Source organism: Sphingomonas sp. Leaf17 (genome assembly GCF_001421505.1).
Lineage (GTDB): Bacteria > Pseudomonadota > Alphaproteobacteria > Sphingomonadales > Sphingomonadaceae > Sphingomonas.
The window spans coordinates 356,557-370,836 of the sequence record NZ_LMKL01000008.1; the positions used below are offsets into that span (position 1 = coordinate 356,557).

The following is a 14,280-nucleotide window of genomic DNA, read 5'->3' on the forward strand; positions in this document are numbered from 1 at the left end:
TCCAATATATGCTCCACGGCTTCTCCATACGGATTCGATATGACGATCGAGCTGCGCCACATCCGATATTTCCTGGCGGTCGCGCAGGAACGGCACTTCACCCGCGCCGCGCAAATGCTGGGGATCGCCCAGCCGCCGCTCAGCCAGCAGATCAAGGCGCTGGAACAGGAAATCGGCGCGCGGCTGTTCCACCGCATCCCGCAAGGGGCCGAACTCACCGAGGCGGGCCGCGCGTTCCTCGCCGCGGTCCAGCCGATCCCGGCCCAAGTCGAAAACGCGGTCCACAATGCGCGGCGGGCGGCGCGCGGTGAAACCGGATCGCTGCGGATCGGCTATACCGGATCGGCCAAGTTCCACCGCGCGGTACCGAACGCGATCCGCCTGTTCCGCCGGCAATGGCCGGAGGTCGCGCTGACGCTGGTCGAACAGAACAGCATCGACCTTGGCCTGTCGCTGGAACAGGGCGCGCTCGACATCGCCTTTCTGCGCCCCCGTTCGGTCGATGGCGCGGATGTCGTCCTCGACACCGTGGTCGCCGAGGACATGGTGATGGTCCTGCCCGTGCATCACCCGCTGGCCTCCGCGCCCGACGGACCGCTCCCGCTCGACGCGCTGCGCGGCGAACCGCTGGTGCTGACCACGCCGGACGCCGGCCGCACGCTGTTCAACGCCGCGGTCGAGGCGTGTCGCGGGGCGGGGTTCGAGCCGGTGCTGGGCCAGCCCGCGCCACAGATCGGGTCGATCCTGGCGCTGGTCGCGGCCGAATTCGGCGTGTCGATCGTCCCCGCCTCGATGCGGCATCTGGGTCTGGACGGCATCTGCTACCGCACGATCCTGGGCCCATCCGCCAAGGTGCCGCTGGCGCTGGCCCACCGGCGCGGCGCGATGTCGACGGTCATGCGCAACTTCGTGACCACCGCCCGCCCCGAAATGCGCGACGACGGCTAGGGTCGGCCGGCTTTTCCGGTCCGGGCAAAAGCCAGCGGTGCGCCGAGCAGGACCAGCACGACGCGCGTCAGGTGATGCACCACCACGAACCCCGGCTCCAGCGCCAGCGACAGCGCGACCATGCTCATTTCCGCGACTCCGCCGGGCGAATAGGCCAGCGTCAGCAGCGCCGGGTCGATCCCCGTGACATGGCCGATCGCCAGCGCCCACACGATCGTCAGCGCCAGCAGGATCGCGGTCGACCCCGCCGCCAGCATCAGGGTCCGCGCCAGCGTCCGCAGGTCCAGCCCGGCGAACCGGCAGCCGATCGTCGCGCCCAGCCCGACCTGCGCCGCCGCGACCGCCCAGCCGGGGATACGGAAATCGGTCAGGCCGGTCATGTGCACGCCTGCGCTGACCGCCAGCGGCCCGATCAGATGCCACGCCGGCAGCCGCAGCACCCGGCCAAGCACCAGCCCGACCGCGATACATCCGCCGCCCCACAGCAGCAACGTCCAGTCGGCCGTGCCACCCGCGAGCGGCACCGAAGCCGTGGCGATCGGCGGATGGACCAGCCGGATCAGAAACGGCAGGACCAGCACCACCAGGAAGATCCGCGCGCCGTGAATCAGGCCGATCATGCGTTCGTCCGCGCCGCGCTCCGACCCCATCAGCACCATTTCGGCGATGCCGCCGGGCATCCCGGCGAAATAGGCGGTGGCGGGGTCGAACTTGGCGACCCGCCGGAAATAGGTGACGCACAGCAGCGCGGCGGTCGCGAGGAAGACGGGCAGCAGCGCCAGCGGCACGATCCAGTCGCGCGCCTGCGCGATCAGGTCGGGCCGGAAGCTACTGCCCAGCACCACGCCGAGGATCGCCGCCATCGGCCGCCGGGTCGCGGGCGACGCACGGACCGGCAGGCCGGCGACACTGCCGATCGCACAGGCGATCATCGCCCCCAACACCCAGGGCAGCGGCGCGCCGATGCCGGCGAACAGCGCGCCGCCGATCGCCCCAAGCGCCAGGGCGGCGGCGAAGCGCAGGGTCACCTGCACGCCGCCGCCGTCGCGTATCCGGGCGATCAGACCCACCTCAGACTTTCGGTTCAGGCAACGAACGGAAAGGCCAGCGCGATCATCCCGACGATCGTCATCACCACGCCGGTCGCGATCGCAGGCAGCAGGGTGAACCGCTGGTGATCGGCCAGGTCGATACCGGCCAGACTGACCAGCAGATAGGTCGACGGCACCAGCGGGCTGAGCAGATGGACCGGCTGGCCCATCAGCGAGGCGCGGGCGATCGCCATCGGCTCGACCCCATAATGCGCGCCGGCCTCGGCCAGGATCGGCAGCATTCCGAAATAGAACGCGTCGTTCGAGATGAAGAAGGTGAACGGCATGCTCAGCAGCGCGGTGATCGGTGCCATGTACGGCCCGAGGGCGGGCGGAATGACGCCGACGACTTCCTTGCTCATCGCCTCGACCATGCCGGTGCCCGACAGGATGCCGGTGAAGATCCCGGCGGCGAAGATCAGCGACACGACCGACAGGACGTTGCCGGCATGCGCGGCGATCCGCTCCTTCTGCGCCGCGACGCCGGGATAGTTGACGATCATCGCAATCGCGAACGCGATCATCATCAGCACCGACAGCGGCAGCAGGCCCCAGACCAGCAGCACCAGCAGCGCCACGACAAGCGTGCCGTTGAACCAGATCAGGTGCGGGCGGCGCGCCTCGGGGAACTGCGACACGGCCATGCCGGTGAACGCGACGGGTTCCTTGCTGACGACATGGCCAAGCCGGCGGCGCTCCTTGATGCCGAACCAGTAGGCAAGGCCGATCAGGAAGGCGAGGCCGGCGATCATGCCGGGGATCAGCGGCAGGAACATGACCGCCGGGTCCAGCTTCAGCGCGCTGGCGGCGCGCGCGGTCGGCCCGCCCCACGGCGTCAGGTTCATGATGCCGCTGGTCGTCATCAACAGGCAGACCAGGTACAGCCGGTTCATCTCGAACCGTTTGTACAGCGGCAGCAGCGCGGCGATCGTGATGATGTAGGTCGTCGACCCGTCGCCATCCAGGCTGACAAGCGCACACAGCACCACCGTGCCGAGCAAAATCCGCAACGGATCGCCGTGGACCAGCCGGATCAGCCGCCCGACCAGCGGGTCGAACAAGCCGGTATCGGTCATCGTTGAAAAGAACAGGATCGCGAACAGCAGCATGACGCCGGTCGGCGCGAGGTTCTTGATCCCGTCGATCATCATCGTGCCGAGGCCGGCGGCGTCGCCGGCGATCACGCCGAAGATCGACGGGATGATGATGAGCGCGACCAGCGGCGTCATCTTCTTGGTCATGATGAGCGTCATGAAGACCGCCACCATCAGGAACCCGAGCAGGGCAAGGTTCATCGCTTCGTCCTAACTGGAAAATAAGGGAGCATCAGAAGGTGACGCCGACCCGGGCGCTGACCGTCTGGCCGCTGTCGCCGCCGGTATAGGGACCGGCGCGGTTGTCGGTGTGCCACTGGATGCCGTTCAGCTGGAACCGGGTGAAGCTGTTGAGATACCAGTTCACGCCGATCGTCGCGGCGTTGCCGGTGCCGCCGGTCGCCAGATCGGCATAATCCAGATCCTCGTAGCGCGCGGTCAGCTCGATCGCGCCGGGACCGCCGTCGAACGTGGGCTTCAGCACCTTGGGCTGGCCGAAGCTGCCGAGGCGCGGATTGTACGGCGGCAGTTCGCCGGTCAGGAAGAAGCCTGCGGACAGGCTCCACGCACGGCTCTTGAAGTCCGCGCGTCCAGCGTCGAGCCGCGCGCTGCGCTTGCCCGCCTCGCCCATCACCCACAGCGACCCGCGATAGCCGCCCGCCTCCAGCCCGTAGCCGGTCGTGCCGGTGCCACCCGTCAGCGTGCCGCTCGACACGCGCAGCGCGCCGTTGAAGCGGCCGCCGATCACCGTGTTGCGGGTCAGCGTCCCCGCCGCCGCCGACAGCGATTCGTCAAAGCCCCACGCGCCCAGATGCACCACCGTGTCGGCGGTCTTGACCGGGTTCCAGTGCGCGCGCGCCAGCACGGTGCGGCCATCGCTGACACCTTGCGTCCCGTCGATCCGGTCGCCGGTGATCGTCACCGACGCATGGCCGCTTTTCCAGAACAGCCGCGGCATCACGCCGATGCCGTAGAATCCGCGCTGCGGGATGATCGCGGTCGACACCACCGTGCGCTCCAGGAACGGGGTGGAGTCGGAGCCGGTAGACCCCTCGAACCCGCGATCGTTGAACAGGTGGCCGACGCGCACGTCGTAATCCGCCGTGCCGATCTTGTTGCGCCAGCCGACGAACGCGGTGACGACGTCGACCTCGTTTTCCGAAAAATCGGACTCGAACTGATAGAAGAAATGCGTGCCGACTCCGCCCTCCAGACCAAGGCGCAGCGCGCGCATACCGGTGGTGGTCAGGTTGCGGCCGTCATAATCGGACCCGAACGTCGTGCTGACATCGGTCAGGATCCGCCCGCGCGGCTTGAAGGTGTAGACGCCGTCCGCCGAATGAAACACCGGCAGGCCCGCCCCCCATTCGGTCGTCACGCCCGACGGATTGTCCGCCGCCGCGCGCGCCTGCGCCACGCTACGATCCGCCGGGCCGGGCGGGACGAGCTGCGGCGCGAACGGCCGGGTGACGATGCGTGGGGCGTCGGCCGGCGCAGCCTGCTGCGCCAGCTGGGTCGGGGCAGGTACGGGCGCGGTGGCAGCCGCCTGCACACCCTCCAGCCGGTCGAGCCGCGACTTCAGCGCGGCGATCTCGGCCGCCTGCGCGCGCACCAGATCGACGAGGTCCGCCTGGCTGGGGGTTTGCGCCAGTGCCGGGGTGGCGGCGGCCAGCGCGATCAGCGCGCAACTGGTGCGAAGAAGCAGGGTCATCGGTCGGACACTCCGGAAGCGAGGATGGCGGCCCAGTCGCGCAGGAAACGCTGGCGCTTGAGGCGATCGAGATTGACGAGAAGCTGCGGCCCGACGCGGATCGGCCGGGCCTGGTCGGCGGGCAGCACCCGTGCGCCGACATCGCCGCGCACCGGCCACAGGCTGCGCGTGGCCAGCGCCGTCTGGCCGGCCTTCGACAGCAGGAAATCAAGGAACAGCTTGGCGGCGGCGGGATGCGTCGCGTCGCGCGCGATGAAGGCGATGCGCGAGGTGACGATCGTATAGTCGCGCGGGAAAACCACCCCCAACCGGGGGTCGCGCCGCGCGCGCTCCAGCGCGTAGGAGCCGATGATGTTGTACGCGATCGCCTGTCGCCCCTCGGCCACCGCCTTCAGCATCGGTTCGGTCGTCGCCGACAGCACCGGTTTCGTCGCGGCGATCGCCTGCAACAGCGAGCGCGTGTCGCGGGTGATCGCGAAATCCTGCGTCAGATACAGATAGCCGACATTGCTGCGCGCCGGATCGAACGTCGTGACCTTGCCGGTGAACGCCGCCCGGCGGGTGCGCAGCAACGCCTCCAGCGCGGCGTGGCTGGTCGGCATCGCCGCCGCCGGGATCAGCCGCCTGTTGTAGACGAAGCCGACCGGCTCGGCGGTGATGCCATAGCCCATGTTCTTCCACACCACCGTCGCCGGCAGCGCGGGTTTTTCGGGGCTGGCATAGCCCTGCGCATAGCCGTCGTTGATGAGCTTGACCTGCAGGTCCATCGCCGACGACCAGACGATATCCGCCGACAGCCGGCGACCCCGCGTCTCGGCGGCGAACCGGCGATAGAGTTCGCTCGACCCCAGATCGGCGTACAGCACGGTGATACCCGGATAGGCACGGCGGAACGCGGCGACCACCGGCAACAGTTCGGCGCGGTCGGCATTGCCGTAGATCCGCACCACCCGTTCGGTTTTCGCCTGCGCGATCAGCTGGTCGTAGGAGCGCGGATAGCCGGTCGGCCGCTGTGCCACAGCCGGAACCGCCATCACCAGCCCGGCGGGCACGGCGATCGTCAGGACCAACTGCAACAAAACCCTTCGCATCCTCGCTCCTTCTCGCTTTCCGCCTCTGTGATCGGATAAGCTGCAAGGATGGCCTACGCCGATAACCTGTCATCAACCTTTCATCGGCGTCGGTCCCCATGCGAATCCTGATGATCGAGGACGACGCCGCGCTCGCCCGCGGAATCGCCGCGTTGCTGCGCGCCGCCGGCCACGCGGTCGATCATGTCGCCACCGGCGAGGATGCGCTGGCCGTCGTGTCGGGCGAACCCTATGCGCTGGTCATCCTCGACGTCGGGCTGCCGGGCATCGACGGCTTCACCGTGCTGGAACGGATGCGGCGGCGCGGCGACCGGGTGCCGGTGCTGATGCTGACCGCGCGCGATGCGCTGGACGACCGGGTGCGCGGACTGGACCTGGGGGCCGACGACTATCTGCGCAAACCCTTCGACCCCGAGGAGCTGGAGGCCCGCGTCCGCGCGCTCGGGCGGCGGCGCGGCGGCGATCCCGTACCGCAGGTGACGGTCGGCACGCTGACGATCAACCGTTCGACCGCGCAGGCCGAGGTATCGGGCCGCGCGATCGACCTGCGCCGCCGCGAATGGTCGGTGCTGGAGGCGCTGGCCACCCGCGCGGGCCAGGTCGTGGCCCGCGACCTGCTGCTGGCCGAGGTGTTCGGCTATGACGAACCGGTCGGCCCCAACGCGCTGGAGGTGAACGTCACCCGCTTGCGCGCCAAGCTCGCCCCCGACGGCCCGGAAATCCGCACCGTGCGCGGCGTCGGCTATCTGCTGGACCCGCGGGGCCGATGACGCGCCCGACGACGGCGGCGATTTCGCTGCGGACCCGCCTGCTCACCGCGATGCTCGGGCCGCTGCTGGTCGCCGCCGTCATGCTGGGCGGGGCCGGCGCGACGCTGATCGCCGATGTCGTGCGCCGCACCAACGACCGGGTGCTGGGCGGTGCGCTGGGAGCGATCGCCGAAACCGTGCAGGTGGAAGGCGGTGAGGTGACGCTGGACCTGCCCGCCGCCGCGTTCGGGATGCTGGAGAACAGCGAACGCGACAATGTCTATTACCGGATCGCGGTCGGCGGCCGGCTGCTGACCGGCTATGCCGACCTGCCCGCACCCGACCCGGCCACGCTGTCGATCGACACGCCGCGCTTCCGCTATGCCCGCTACCGCGACCAGGACGTGCGGCTGGCGGAGGTCAAGCGCCTGCTGCCGCGCATCGACGGCCCGGTCACGATCCAGCTCGCCGAAACGCTCGACGGCCGGACCGCGCTGCGCCGTCGGCTGCTGATGGCGCTGCTGATCGGGGAAGTCGTGCTGGTCGGCATGGCGATCCTGCTGCTGCGCCCCGCGCTCGGCTGGAGCCTGCGACCGCTCGCTCGCCTGCGCCGCGCGGTCGAGGTGCGCGACGCGCAGAGCCGCGCCGATTTCGCCCCGCTCGACACCGGGCCGCTGCCCATCGAGCTGCGCCCGCTCGCCACCGCGTTCGACCGGCTGCTGGCGCAGCTCGACACCGCGACCGGCGGCGTCCGCCGTTTCACCGCCGACGCCTCGCACCAGATGCGCACCCCCCTGTCGATCCTGAAGGTGCAGGTCGCACTGGCGCGGCGGGGGTCGACCGAGGCGCTGGACGAGATCGCCGACGCGGTCACCCGGCTGGAACGGATGGTCACGCAATTGCTGGCGCTGGCCCGCGCGGAGGAGGCCGGCACCTCCGCCCCGCTGGAGGCGGTCGACCTGCGCGAGGTCAGCGCGGCCGCGATCACCCGCCGGATCAACCAGGCGATCGCCGCCGGCATCGAACTGCACCTGGACGCCGACGACGATGTGGCGTTCGTCGTTCCCGGCCACCGCACGCTGATCTACGAGATTCTCGCCAACCTGATCGACAACGGTATCCGCTACAACCGGCCCGGCGGCACCGTCACCGTGACGCTGGTGCACACCGCCGATGCGTTGCTGCTCCAGGTCAGCGACGACGGAACCGGCATCCCCGCCGCCGACCGCGAACGCGCCTTCGTCCGCTTCGTCCGGCTGGGGGAACCGGGCGGGGTCGAGGGCACCGGCCTTGGGCTGGCCATCGTCCGGTCGGCGGCGGCGCGGGTCGGGGCCACCGTGACGCTGGCCGATGCGATGCCGGGGCTGCGCGTCACCATCCGCTTTGCCGCCGCGCCGGCGGGCTGACGCGACCGGGCAGCACCCGTCGTCCGGCCGGAGCGTCTGGGCGCAGACGGATTGACGCCGGTCATGCTAGGGCATCAGCGATTTTCCACCTGCCCCGCATCCGTCTGCGCCGGCGCGACCGTACAGAGATCCAGAACCGATGCGCCTTCCCCGCCTGTTCAGCCGCCCCTCCAGCGACATGGCCATCGACCTCGGCACGGTGAACACCGTCGTCTACCTGCGCGACCGGGGCATCGTCCTGAACGAACCATCGGTCGTCGCGATCGAGACCCGCGACGGCATCGGCCGGGTCCGCGCGGTCGGCGCGGAGGCCAAGCTGATGATGGGCAAGACCCCCGACGGGATCGAGACGATCCGGCCGATGCGCGACGGCGTGATCGCCGATCTCGACGTCGCCGAACAGATGATAAAGCATTTCATCGACAAGGTGCATGGCGGCCCCAGCCGCCTGCCGCGCAACCCGGAAATCGCGATCTGCATCCCGTCGGGCGCGACCCCGGTCGAACGCCGCGCCATCCGTCAGGCGGCGACCAGCGCCGGCGCGCGCAAGGTTCACCTGATCGAGGAGCCGATGGCCGCCGCGATCGGCGCCGGCCTGCCCGTGACCGAGCCGGTCGGCGCGATGATCGTCGACATCGGCGGCGGCACGACCGAAGTGGCGATCCTGTCGCTGCGCGGCCTCGCCTATAGCACGTCGGCGCGGGTCGGCGGCGACAAGATGGACGAGGCGATCGCCTCGATGATCCGGCGCAAGCACAATCTGATGATCGGCGAGGCGACGGCCGAGCGGATCAAGCTGGCGATCGGCATGGCCTGCCAGCCCGACGACGGCACCGGCGCGGTCATGCGCGTCAAGGGCCGCGACCTGCGCGCCGGCGTGCCGGTCGAGATTGAGGTGACGCAAGCCGACATCGCCGCCTCGCTCGCCGATCTGGTCGGCCAGATCGTCGAGACGGTGCTGGGCGCGCTGGAAAAGGCCGAGCCGGAGCTGGCCGCCGATATCTGCGATCAGGGCATCGTCATGACCGGCGGCGGCTCGCTGCTTGCCCGCATCGACGAGGTACTGGCCGAGGCGACCGGCCTGCCCGTGATCGTCGCCGAAAACGCGCTGACCTGCGTCGCGATCGGTGCCGGCCGCGCGATGGAGGAACCGGTCTATCGCGGCGTGATGACCGAGATGTGAGGCCATCTTTCCCTTTCCACGCGGGAGAGGGAAAGACAGCCTCCTGTCCTGTTGTCCCGCGACGGCGGGGATCCGGGATCAAGCCGTACAGCGGCCAGCCATACCGCGCTTGACCACAATCCCTATCTAAACGATCGTGTATGCCCACGACGGAGGGATCCAACGATGCGCGCCACGACCATCACCGCGATGCTGCTGACCCTCGCCGCTTGCAGCAAGGCCCCCGATCCCTCCGGCGGCACCACCGAAGACCTGGCGGCCCCCACCGGCATCGCCGTCACCGCGGCCCCCGGCGTCGCCTTCGCCTATCGCTACGCCTTCCGCCTGCCGCCCGCCCAGGTCGCCCGCGCGCAGGAGGGTCATGCCGCGGCGTGTGAAAAACTTGGCATCGCCCGCTGCCGGATCACCGGCATGCGCTACACCCTGGTCGGCGAAAACGACGTACAGGCGATGCTGGCGTTCAGACTCGACCCCGCCATCGCGCGCGGATTCGGCAAGGCCGGCGTCGCGCTGGTCGGGGATGCCAAGGGCACGCTGGTCGATGCCGAGATCACGGGCACCGACGCCGGCGGCGAAATCGACCGCCTGTCCCGCGAACGCGCACAGGCCGACACGGAAACGCAGCGGATCGACCGCCAGCTCGCCACCGCGACGAGAGCAAACGAACGCGCCGAGTTGCAGGCCCAGCGTGCCGCCCTCGTCCGCGATGCGGCCAGCAGCGGTACCGCCGTCGCCGAACAGCGCGACAGCCTGACCGCGACGCCGATGACCTTCACCTATGCGTCGGGCGATGCCATTCGCGGCTTCGACGCCAGCGCACCGCTGACCAGCGCGATCGACACCGGCATCGCGTCGGCGCAGACGACCTTTGCGGTCGTGCTGGGGCTGATCGGCGTGTTCGCGCCGCCCGCGCTCGCCCTTTTCCTGTTGTGGCTGCTGTGGCGTTGGATCGCGCCGCATGTCCGCCGGCTGCGGAACCGGTCCGACGCCTGATTGCACCTGCGAGCGCCATTCGATATAGGCGCGAGGCTCAACGCCCCGGCTGCGCACTTCCCGCGTCGTCGGGGCCGCTCATTTCCATGGGGACCCGCTTATGGCTCGCCGCCGCCAGATCTACGAGGGCAAGGCCAAGATCCTGTACGAGGGTCCCGAACCCGGCACCCTCATCCAGTATTTCAAGGATGACGCCACCGCGTTCAACGCCCAGAAAAAGGGCACGATCAACGGCAAGGGCGTGCTGAACAACCGCATCAGCGAGCATGTCTTCACCCTGCTCGACATGATCGGCGTACCGACCCACTTCATCCGCCGCCTGAACATGCGCGAGCAGCTGATCCGTCAGGTCGAGATCGTGCCGATCGAGGTCGTCGTCCGCAACGTCGCCGCCGGATCGCTGTCAAAGCGGCTGGGGATCGAGGAGGGCACCAAGCTGCCCCGCACGATCATCGAATATTATTACAAGGACGACGCGCTCGGCGACCCGATGGTCACCGACGAACACATCGCCGCGTTCGGCTGGGCCAGCCAGGAGGAGATGCACGACATCGCCGACCTTGCGATCCGGGTGAACGATTTCCTGTGCGGCCTGTTCGCCGGCTGCGGTATTCGTCTGGTCGATTTCAAGCTCGAATTCGGGCGCATCTTCGACAACGATTTCGGCCGGATCATCCTCGCCGACGAAATCAGCCCCGACGGCTGCCGCCTGTGGGACATGGAAACCAACGAGAAGATGGACAAGGACCGCTTCCGGCGCGACCTTGGCGGCGAAGTTGAGGCGTATCAGGAAGTCGCGCGTCGCCTCGGGCTGCTGCCCGAGGGGACCGACACCGAAGTGCTCGACCTCGACAGCCATCGCAAGCGCCGCGGCAAATAACGGGATCCCGGACCAATGAAACTGCGCATCTTCGTCACGCTGAAACCCGGCGTCCTCGACCCCCAGGGCCGCGCGATCGGCCAGGCGCTGGGCGGCCTCGGCTTTGCCGGCGTCGCCGATGTCCGCGTCGGCAAGCTGATCGAGCTGGAGGTTGCCGACGGCACCGACGACGCGACCATCGATTCGATGTGCCGCAAGCTGCTCGCCAACACGGTGATCGAGAATTACCGGATCGAGCACGTCCAGGCAGCCACCGCATGAAGACCGCGGTCGTCGTCTTCCCCGGCTCCAACTGCGACCGCGACATCGCCGTCGCGCTGGAATCCGTGACCGGCGTGAAGCCGGCGATGGTCTGGCACGCCGACACCGAACTGCCGGCCGGGACCGATATGGTCGCGGTCCCCGGCGGGTTCTCCTACGGCGACTATCTGCGCTCCGGCGCGGTCGCCGCCCGCTCGCCGGTCATGCGCGCGGTCATCGCGGCGGCGGAGCGTGGCGTGGCGGTGCTCGGCGTCTGCAACGGCTTTCAGGTGCTGACCGAGGCCGGGTTGCTGCCCGGCGCGCTGATGCGCAACGCCGGCCTGAACTTCGTCTGCCGCGACGTCGCGCTGACGATCGAGCAGACCGACAGCCCGTTCACCCGAGGCTATACCACGGGCCAGCGCGTCACCTTCCCCGTCGCGCATCACGACGGCAACTATTTCGCCGACACCGACACCCTCGACCGGCTGGAAGGCGAAGGCCGCGTCGCGCTGCGCTACGCCGAAAGCGTCAACGGCTCGGCCCGTGACATCGCCGGCGTCCTGAACGCCCGCGGCAACGTCCTCGGCCTGATGCCGCACCCCGAACGCTACATGGAAGCGGCACATGGCGGCACCGACGGCCGCGCGATGTTTCAGGGGCTGCTCGACACCGTGGCTGCCTGACGCGTTTTCAGCCGGGCATCGTTCCGCGTGACGATGCCCTGCCGAGACCGGTCAGATCCGCGTGCGAAACGGTGAGAAGTCCGTGTCGCGGTCGAACACGTCGACGCCTTCCGCGCGCTTCAAGCCGCCCACCACCGCGTAGGTGACCGGCGTCAGCAGCACTTCCCAGCCGACCTTCAGCACCCATTGGGTAAACAGCACCACGACCACCAGATGCGGCGTCCATCCGGCGGCACCCCAGAAGGCGAGCGGATAGAAGATCAGGCTGTCGACCCCCTGCCCGACCACCGTCGATCCGATCGTGCGCATCCACAGATGCCGCCCCGCCGTCCACAGCTTCATCCGCGCCATGACGTAGGAATTGACGAATTCGCCCGCCCAGAATGCACAGACGCTGGCCAGCACGATTCGCGGCACCTGGCCGAATACCGCCGCATAGGCCGGCTGGTTGGTCCAGCCCGGGGCCGGGGGCAGCGCGACGACGATCCACGCCATCATCGCCATGAACAGCGTGGCGGCGAACCCCGCCCAGATCACCCGGCGCGCACGGGCATAGCCATAGACTTCGGTCAGGACGTCGCCGATGATATAACTCAGCGGAAAGAACAGGATGCCCGCGCCAAACAGCCACTGCCCGACGATCGGCAGGTCGATGACCGCCACCTTCCCCGCACCGATCACGTTCGACAGCAGCAGGATCGCCACGAACGCCGCCATCACGAAGTCGAAATAGCGAAACGGCCGGTCGACCACGTCGTTTGCGCCAACGGCGGTTTCCCGCCCGATTTCGTTCGATCCGCTTTCCATGCCCACCGCTATGATGCCGGTTCCGCCCCGACGCAATCCGCGCTAGATACCGCGCCAGCGCGCGCCCGTAGCTCAGTTGGATAGAGCACGAGCCTTCTAAGCTTGTGGTCGGTGGTTCGAATCCACCCGGGCGCGCCAATCCCATACGCAGTTGCATCGGCGCAACAGCGGAGACGCGCAGACCATTCCCACAACGTCCGAGCGCGGACGACCGATAAGTAAGCCTCCAGCCCGTCCGTTACGCGATCAGCACGCATCAGAACCGGGCAGCACGTTCGCCTCGTCCCGCCAGACCACGTCCTCGACCGCGATCCCGAGCCGTGCGCCGATCACCGCTACCTCCAGACCGTCCAGGTGACGCAGCAGGAACACTGTGCGCGGCAGATCGGGCAGCGCGTCGAGGCGGACGCCTACTAGCGCCTGCGTCAGCTCGATATCGGGTAGGCAGCTATGCGCCCGCTGGGCCACATCGAAATTACGACAAACTGACGCTAATCGGCGTTCTTGGCGGCAACCCCTTAGCTTCGATGATAAGCTGACCCATCAGATGCCAGTAAACCTCTATATCCGACAGCTCCAGGCTTTCCAATTCGTCAATACCACCAAGGAACAATGGCTTCTTGTATCCGATGCACTGGTCATATTCGGGAGCGACCCCGCCATTATTTAGCCATCGCCGATGAAAGTCGCTGGCAAGCACAGCATCTCTATACTCGATCAGTTCCTCGTCGTGGAACGACGCGATGTTGCATGGAACCTCTAACGCCTCTCCGGTGCCAGGCTCGAACATCACGACGCCAGGCTGACCGTTTTCGGTACGCTCAGGATCAACTGCGAACATGCGCCCTAACCAGTCGAAGCCAAAGCATGTGATTCGGCCACCGAAATTGGGAAAGGCCACGGCGATCCGCGCACTCCATGCACCTGCGTCCGATGCTCGGATTACTCGGTAGAGACCTTGATTGAACGAACAGCCTCCAAGATGATCGACCAAGTTGGTCCAACCTGACACCAAGGAAAGCGGCGTATTTCTGTCTCTGTCAACTGAAAGCGCCGTATCCTTGGCAAAGTTTTTCTTAAAGACTTCGAGCATCATCGATCCTTGATTGTAACCTTATTGACGACAGTCCCCGACGGCAGATTCTTGATCCGCTGCTGTATCTGAGACCCCAGGCTCCGGTTCACACTGGAATTCAAGGGCCACATATTCGACACCGTATCCAAACCACCAAGCTGCAAGTCGATCGCGTGATCGATATCGTTACCCGGAGAAATCTGATTTCCAGTACTTCTATACCTGCTAGGGTCAGGACCCATTGATCTGAGCGGCTCGATCTGATTCGGGCTCCGTGAGGAGACCGAGGATGAGCGACCTGTACTGGCTGACCGACGAGCAGATGG

At 67.8% G+C, this 14,280-nt stretch carries 15 protein-coding genes and 1 tRNA gene; 9 read left to right on the forward strand and 7 right to left on the reverse strand.

Annotated features, from left to right (window positions below):
* Positions 1-39: 39 nt before the first annotated feature.
* Positions 40-948 (forward strand): LysR family transcriptional regulator, encoded by a 909-nt coding sequence (locus ASE75_RS13710; protein WP_156340493.1) that lies wholly within the window; start codon positions 40-42, stop codon positions 946-948.
* Here ASE75_RS13710 and ASE75_RS13715 read toward each other — a convergent pair.
* From ASE75_RS13715 to ASE75_RS13730, 4 genes are read right to left on the reverse strand one after another with little or no spacing between them, the layout of a single operon-like run.
* The gene (locus tag ASE75_RS13715) at positions 945-2,018 is read right to left on the reverse strand and encodes an AbrB family transcriptional regulator (RefSeq protein ID WP_443025349.1); all 1,074 of its coding nucleotides are present in this window, start codon (positions 2,016-2,018) and stop codon (positions 945-947) included. The genes ASE75_RS13710 and ASE75_RS13715 overlap by 4 nt on opposite strands.
* Before the next feature lie 14 nt (positions 2,019-2,032).
* Positions 2,033-3,334 carry a CitMHS family transporter gene (locus ASE75_RS13720; protein WP_055934478.1) on the reverse strand — a complete coding sequence of 434 codons (1,302 nt, stop codon included), beginning with the start codon at positions 3,332-3,334 and terminating at the stop codon, positions 2,033-2,035.
* A 31-nt stretch (positions 3,335-3,365) separates the two neighbouring features.
* Entirely contained in the window at positions 3,366-4,844 is a 1,479-nt protein-coding gene (locus ASE75_RS13725) for an OprO/OprP family phosphate-selective porin (RefSeq protein WP_055934480.1), read from the reverse strand.
* Positions 4,841-5,935 (reverse strand): ABC transporter substrate-binding protein, encoded by a 1,095-nt coding sequence (locus ASE75_RS13730; RefSeq protein WP_055934482.1) that lies wholly within the window; start codon positions 5,933-5,935, stop codon positions 4,841-4,843. The genes ASE75_RS13725 and ASE75_RS13730 overlap by 4 nt, the downstream gene beginning before the upstream one ends.
* Positions 5,936-6,033: 98 nt before the next feature.
* On the opposite strand from ASE75_RS13730, the gene ASE75_RS13735 reads away from it, so the two are divergent.
* From ASE75_RS13735 to purQ, 7 genes are all read left to right on the forward strand, one after another.
* Positions 6,034-6,705: a response regulator transcription factor gene (locus ASE75_RS13735; RefSeq protein ID WP_200922370.1), complete on the forward strand. Its 672-nt coding sequence runs from the start codon at positions 6,034-6,036 to the stop codon at positions 6,703-6,705.
* A complete protein-coding gene (locus ASE75_RS13740; protein WP_055934484.1) occupies positions 6,702-8,090 on the forward strand; it encodes a sensor histidine kinase in 1,389 nt (462 codons plus the stop codon). The genes ASE75_RS13735 and ASE75_RS13740 overlap by 4 nt, the downstream gene beginning before the upstream one ends.
* Before the next feature lie 139 nt (positions 8,091-8,229).
* Positions 8,230-9,273, forward strand: a complete 1,044-nt coding sequence (locus ASE75_RS13745; RefSeq protein WP_055934486.1) for a rod shape-determining protein — start codon at positions 8,230-8,232, stop codon at positions 9,271-9,273.
* A gap of 165 nt (positions 9,274-9,438) precedes the next feature.
* A complete protein-coding gene (locus ASE75_RS13750) occupies positions 9,439-10,266 on the forward strand; it encodes a hypothetical protein (protein WP_055934488.1) in 828 nt (275 codons plus the stop codon).
* 100 nt (positions 10,267-10,366) lie between these two features.
* Positions 10,367-11,146, forward strand: a complete 780-nt coding sequence (gene purC, locus ASE75_RS13755) for a phosphoribosylaminoimidazolesuccinocarboxamide synthase (RefSeq protein ID WP_055934490.1) — start codon at positions 10,367-10,369, stop codon at positions 11,144-11,146.
* A 15-nt stretch (positions 11,147-11,161) separates the two neighbouring features.
* Entirely contained in the window at positions 11,162-11,407 is a 246-nt protein-coding gene (gene purS, locus ASE75_RS13760) for a phosphoribosylformylglycinamidine synthase subunit PurS (protein WP_055934492.1), read from the forward strand.
* The gene (gene purQ / locus ASE75_RS13765) at positions 11,404-12,072 is read left to right on the forward strand and encodes a phosphoribosylformylglycinamidine synthase subunit PurQ (protein WP_055934494.1); all 669 of its coding nucleotides are present in this window, start codon (positions 11,404-11,406) and stop codon (positions 12,070-12,072) included. The genes purS and purQ overlap by 4 nt, the downstream gene beginning before the upstream one ends.
* A 51-nt stretch (positions 12,073-12,123) precedes the next feature.
* Here purQ and ASE75_RS13770 read toward each other — a convergent pair whose 3' ends face one another.
* The gene (locus tag ASE75_RS13770; RefSeq protein ID WP_082463988.1) at positions 12,124-12,879 is read right to left on the reverse strand and encodes a queuosine precursor transporter; all 756 of its coding nucleotides are present in this window, start codon (positions 12,877-12,879) and stop codon (positions 12,124-12,126) included.
* Between the two features lie 61 nt (positions 12,880-12,940).
* On the opposite strand from ASE75_RS13770, the gene ASE75_RS13775 reads away from it, so the two are divergent.
* A tRNA-Arg gene (locus ASE75_RS13775) sits at positions 12,941-13,017 on the forward strand.
* 108 nt (positions 13,018-13,125) lie between these two features.
* Here ASE75_RS13775 and ASE75_RS13780 read toward each other — a convergent pair.
* The gene (locus ASE75_RS13780) at positions 13,126-13,347 is read right to left on the reverse strand and encodes a sigma factor-like helix-turn-helix DNA-binding protein (protein WP_055934496.1); all 222 of its coding nucleotides are present in this window, start codon (positions 13,345-13,347) and stop codon (positions 13,126-13,128) included.
* Positions 13,348-13,354: 7 nt separating this feature from the next.
* The gene (locus ASE75_RS13785) at positions 13,355-13,972 is read right to left on the reverse strand and encodes a T6SS immunity protein Tdi1 domain-containing protein (RefSeq protein WP_055934497.1); all 618 of its coding nucleotides are present in this window, start codon (positions 13,970-13,972) and stop codon (positions 13,355-13,357) included.
* Positions 13,973-14,280 lie beyond the last annotated feature (308 nt).

Excerpts from the sequence above, each read along its gene's own strand:
- ASE75_RS13745 (WP_055934486.1), top strand. The coding sequence starts at position 8,230 with ATGCGCCTTCCCCGCCTGTTCAGCCGCCCCTCCAGCGACATGGCCATC.
- ASE75_RS13750 (WP_055934488.1), top strand. The coding sequence starts at position 9,439 with ATGCGCGCCACGACCATCACCGCGATGCTGCTGACCCTCGCCGCTTGC.
- ASE75_RS13740 (WP_055934484.1), top strand. The coding sequence starts at position 6,702 with ATGACGCGCCCGACGACGGCGGCGATTTCGCTGCGGACCCGCCTGCTC.
- ASE75_RS13735 (WP_200922370.1), top strand. The coding sequence starts at position 6,034 with ATGCGAATCCTGATGATCGAGGACGACGCCGCGCTCGCCCGCGGAATC.
- ASE75_RS13770 (WP_082463988.1), bottom strand. The coding sequence starts at position 12,879 with ATGGAAAGCGGATCGAACGAAATCGGGCGGGAAACCGCCGTTGGCGCA.
- ASE75_RS13730 (WP_055934482.1), bottom strand. The coding sequence starts at position 5,935 with ATGCGAAGGGTTTTGTTGCAGTTGGTCCTGACGATCGCCGTGCCCGCC.
- ASE75_RS13725 (WP_055934480.1), bottom strand. The coding sequence starts at position 4,844 with ATGACCCTGCTTCTTCGCACCAGTTGCGCGCTGATCGCGCTGGCCGCC.
- purQ (WP_055934494.1), top strand. The coding sequence starts at position 11,404 with ATGAAGACCGCGGTCGTCGTCTTCCCCGGCTCCAACTGCGACCGCGAC.
- purC (WP_055934490.1), top strand. The coding sequence starts at position 10,367 with ATGGCTCGCCGCCGCCAGATCTACGAGGGCAAGGCCAAGATCCTGTAC.
- ASE75_RS13710 (WP_156340493.1), top strand. The coding sequence starts at position 40 with ATGACGATCGAGCTGCGCCACATCCGATATTTCCTGGCGGTCGCGCAG.
- purS (WP_055934492.1), top strand. The coding sequence starts at position 11,162 with ATGAAACTGCGCATCTTCGTCACGCTGAAACCCGGCGTCCTCGACCCC.
- ASE75_RS13720 (WP_055934478.1), bottom strand. The coding sequence starts at position 3,334 with ATGAACCTTGCCCTGCTCGGGTTCCTGATGGTGGCGGTCTTCATGACG.
- ASE75_RS13785 (WP_055934497.1), bottom strand. The coding sequence starts at position 13,972 with ATGCTCGAAGTCTTTAAGAAAAACTTTGCCAAGGATACGGCGCTTTCA.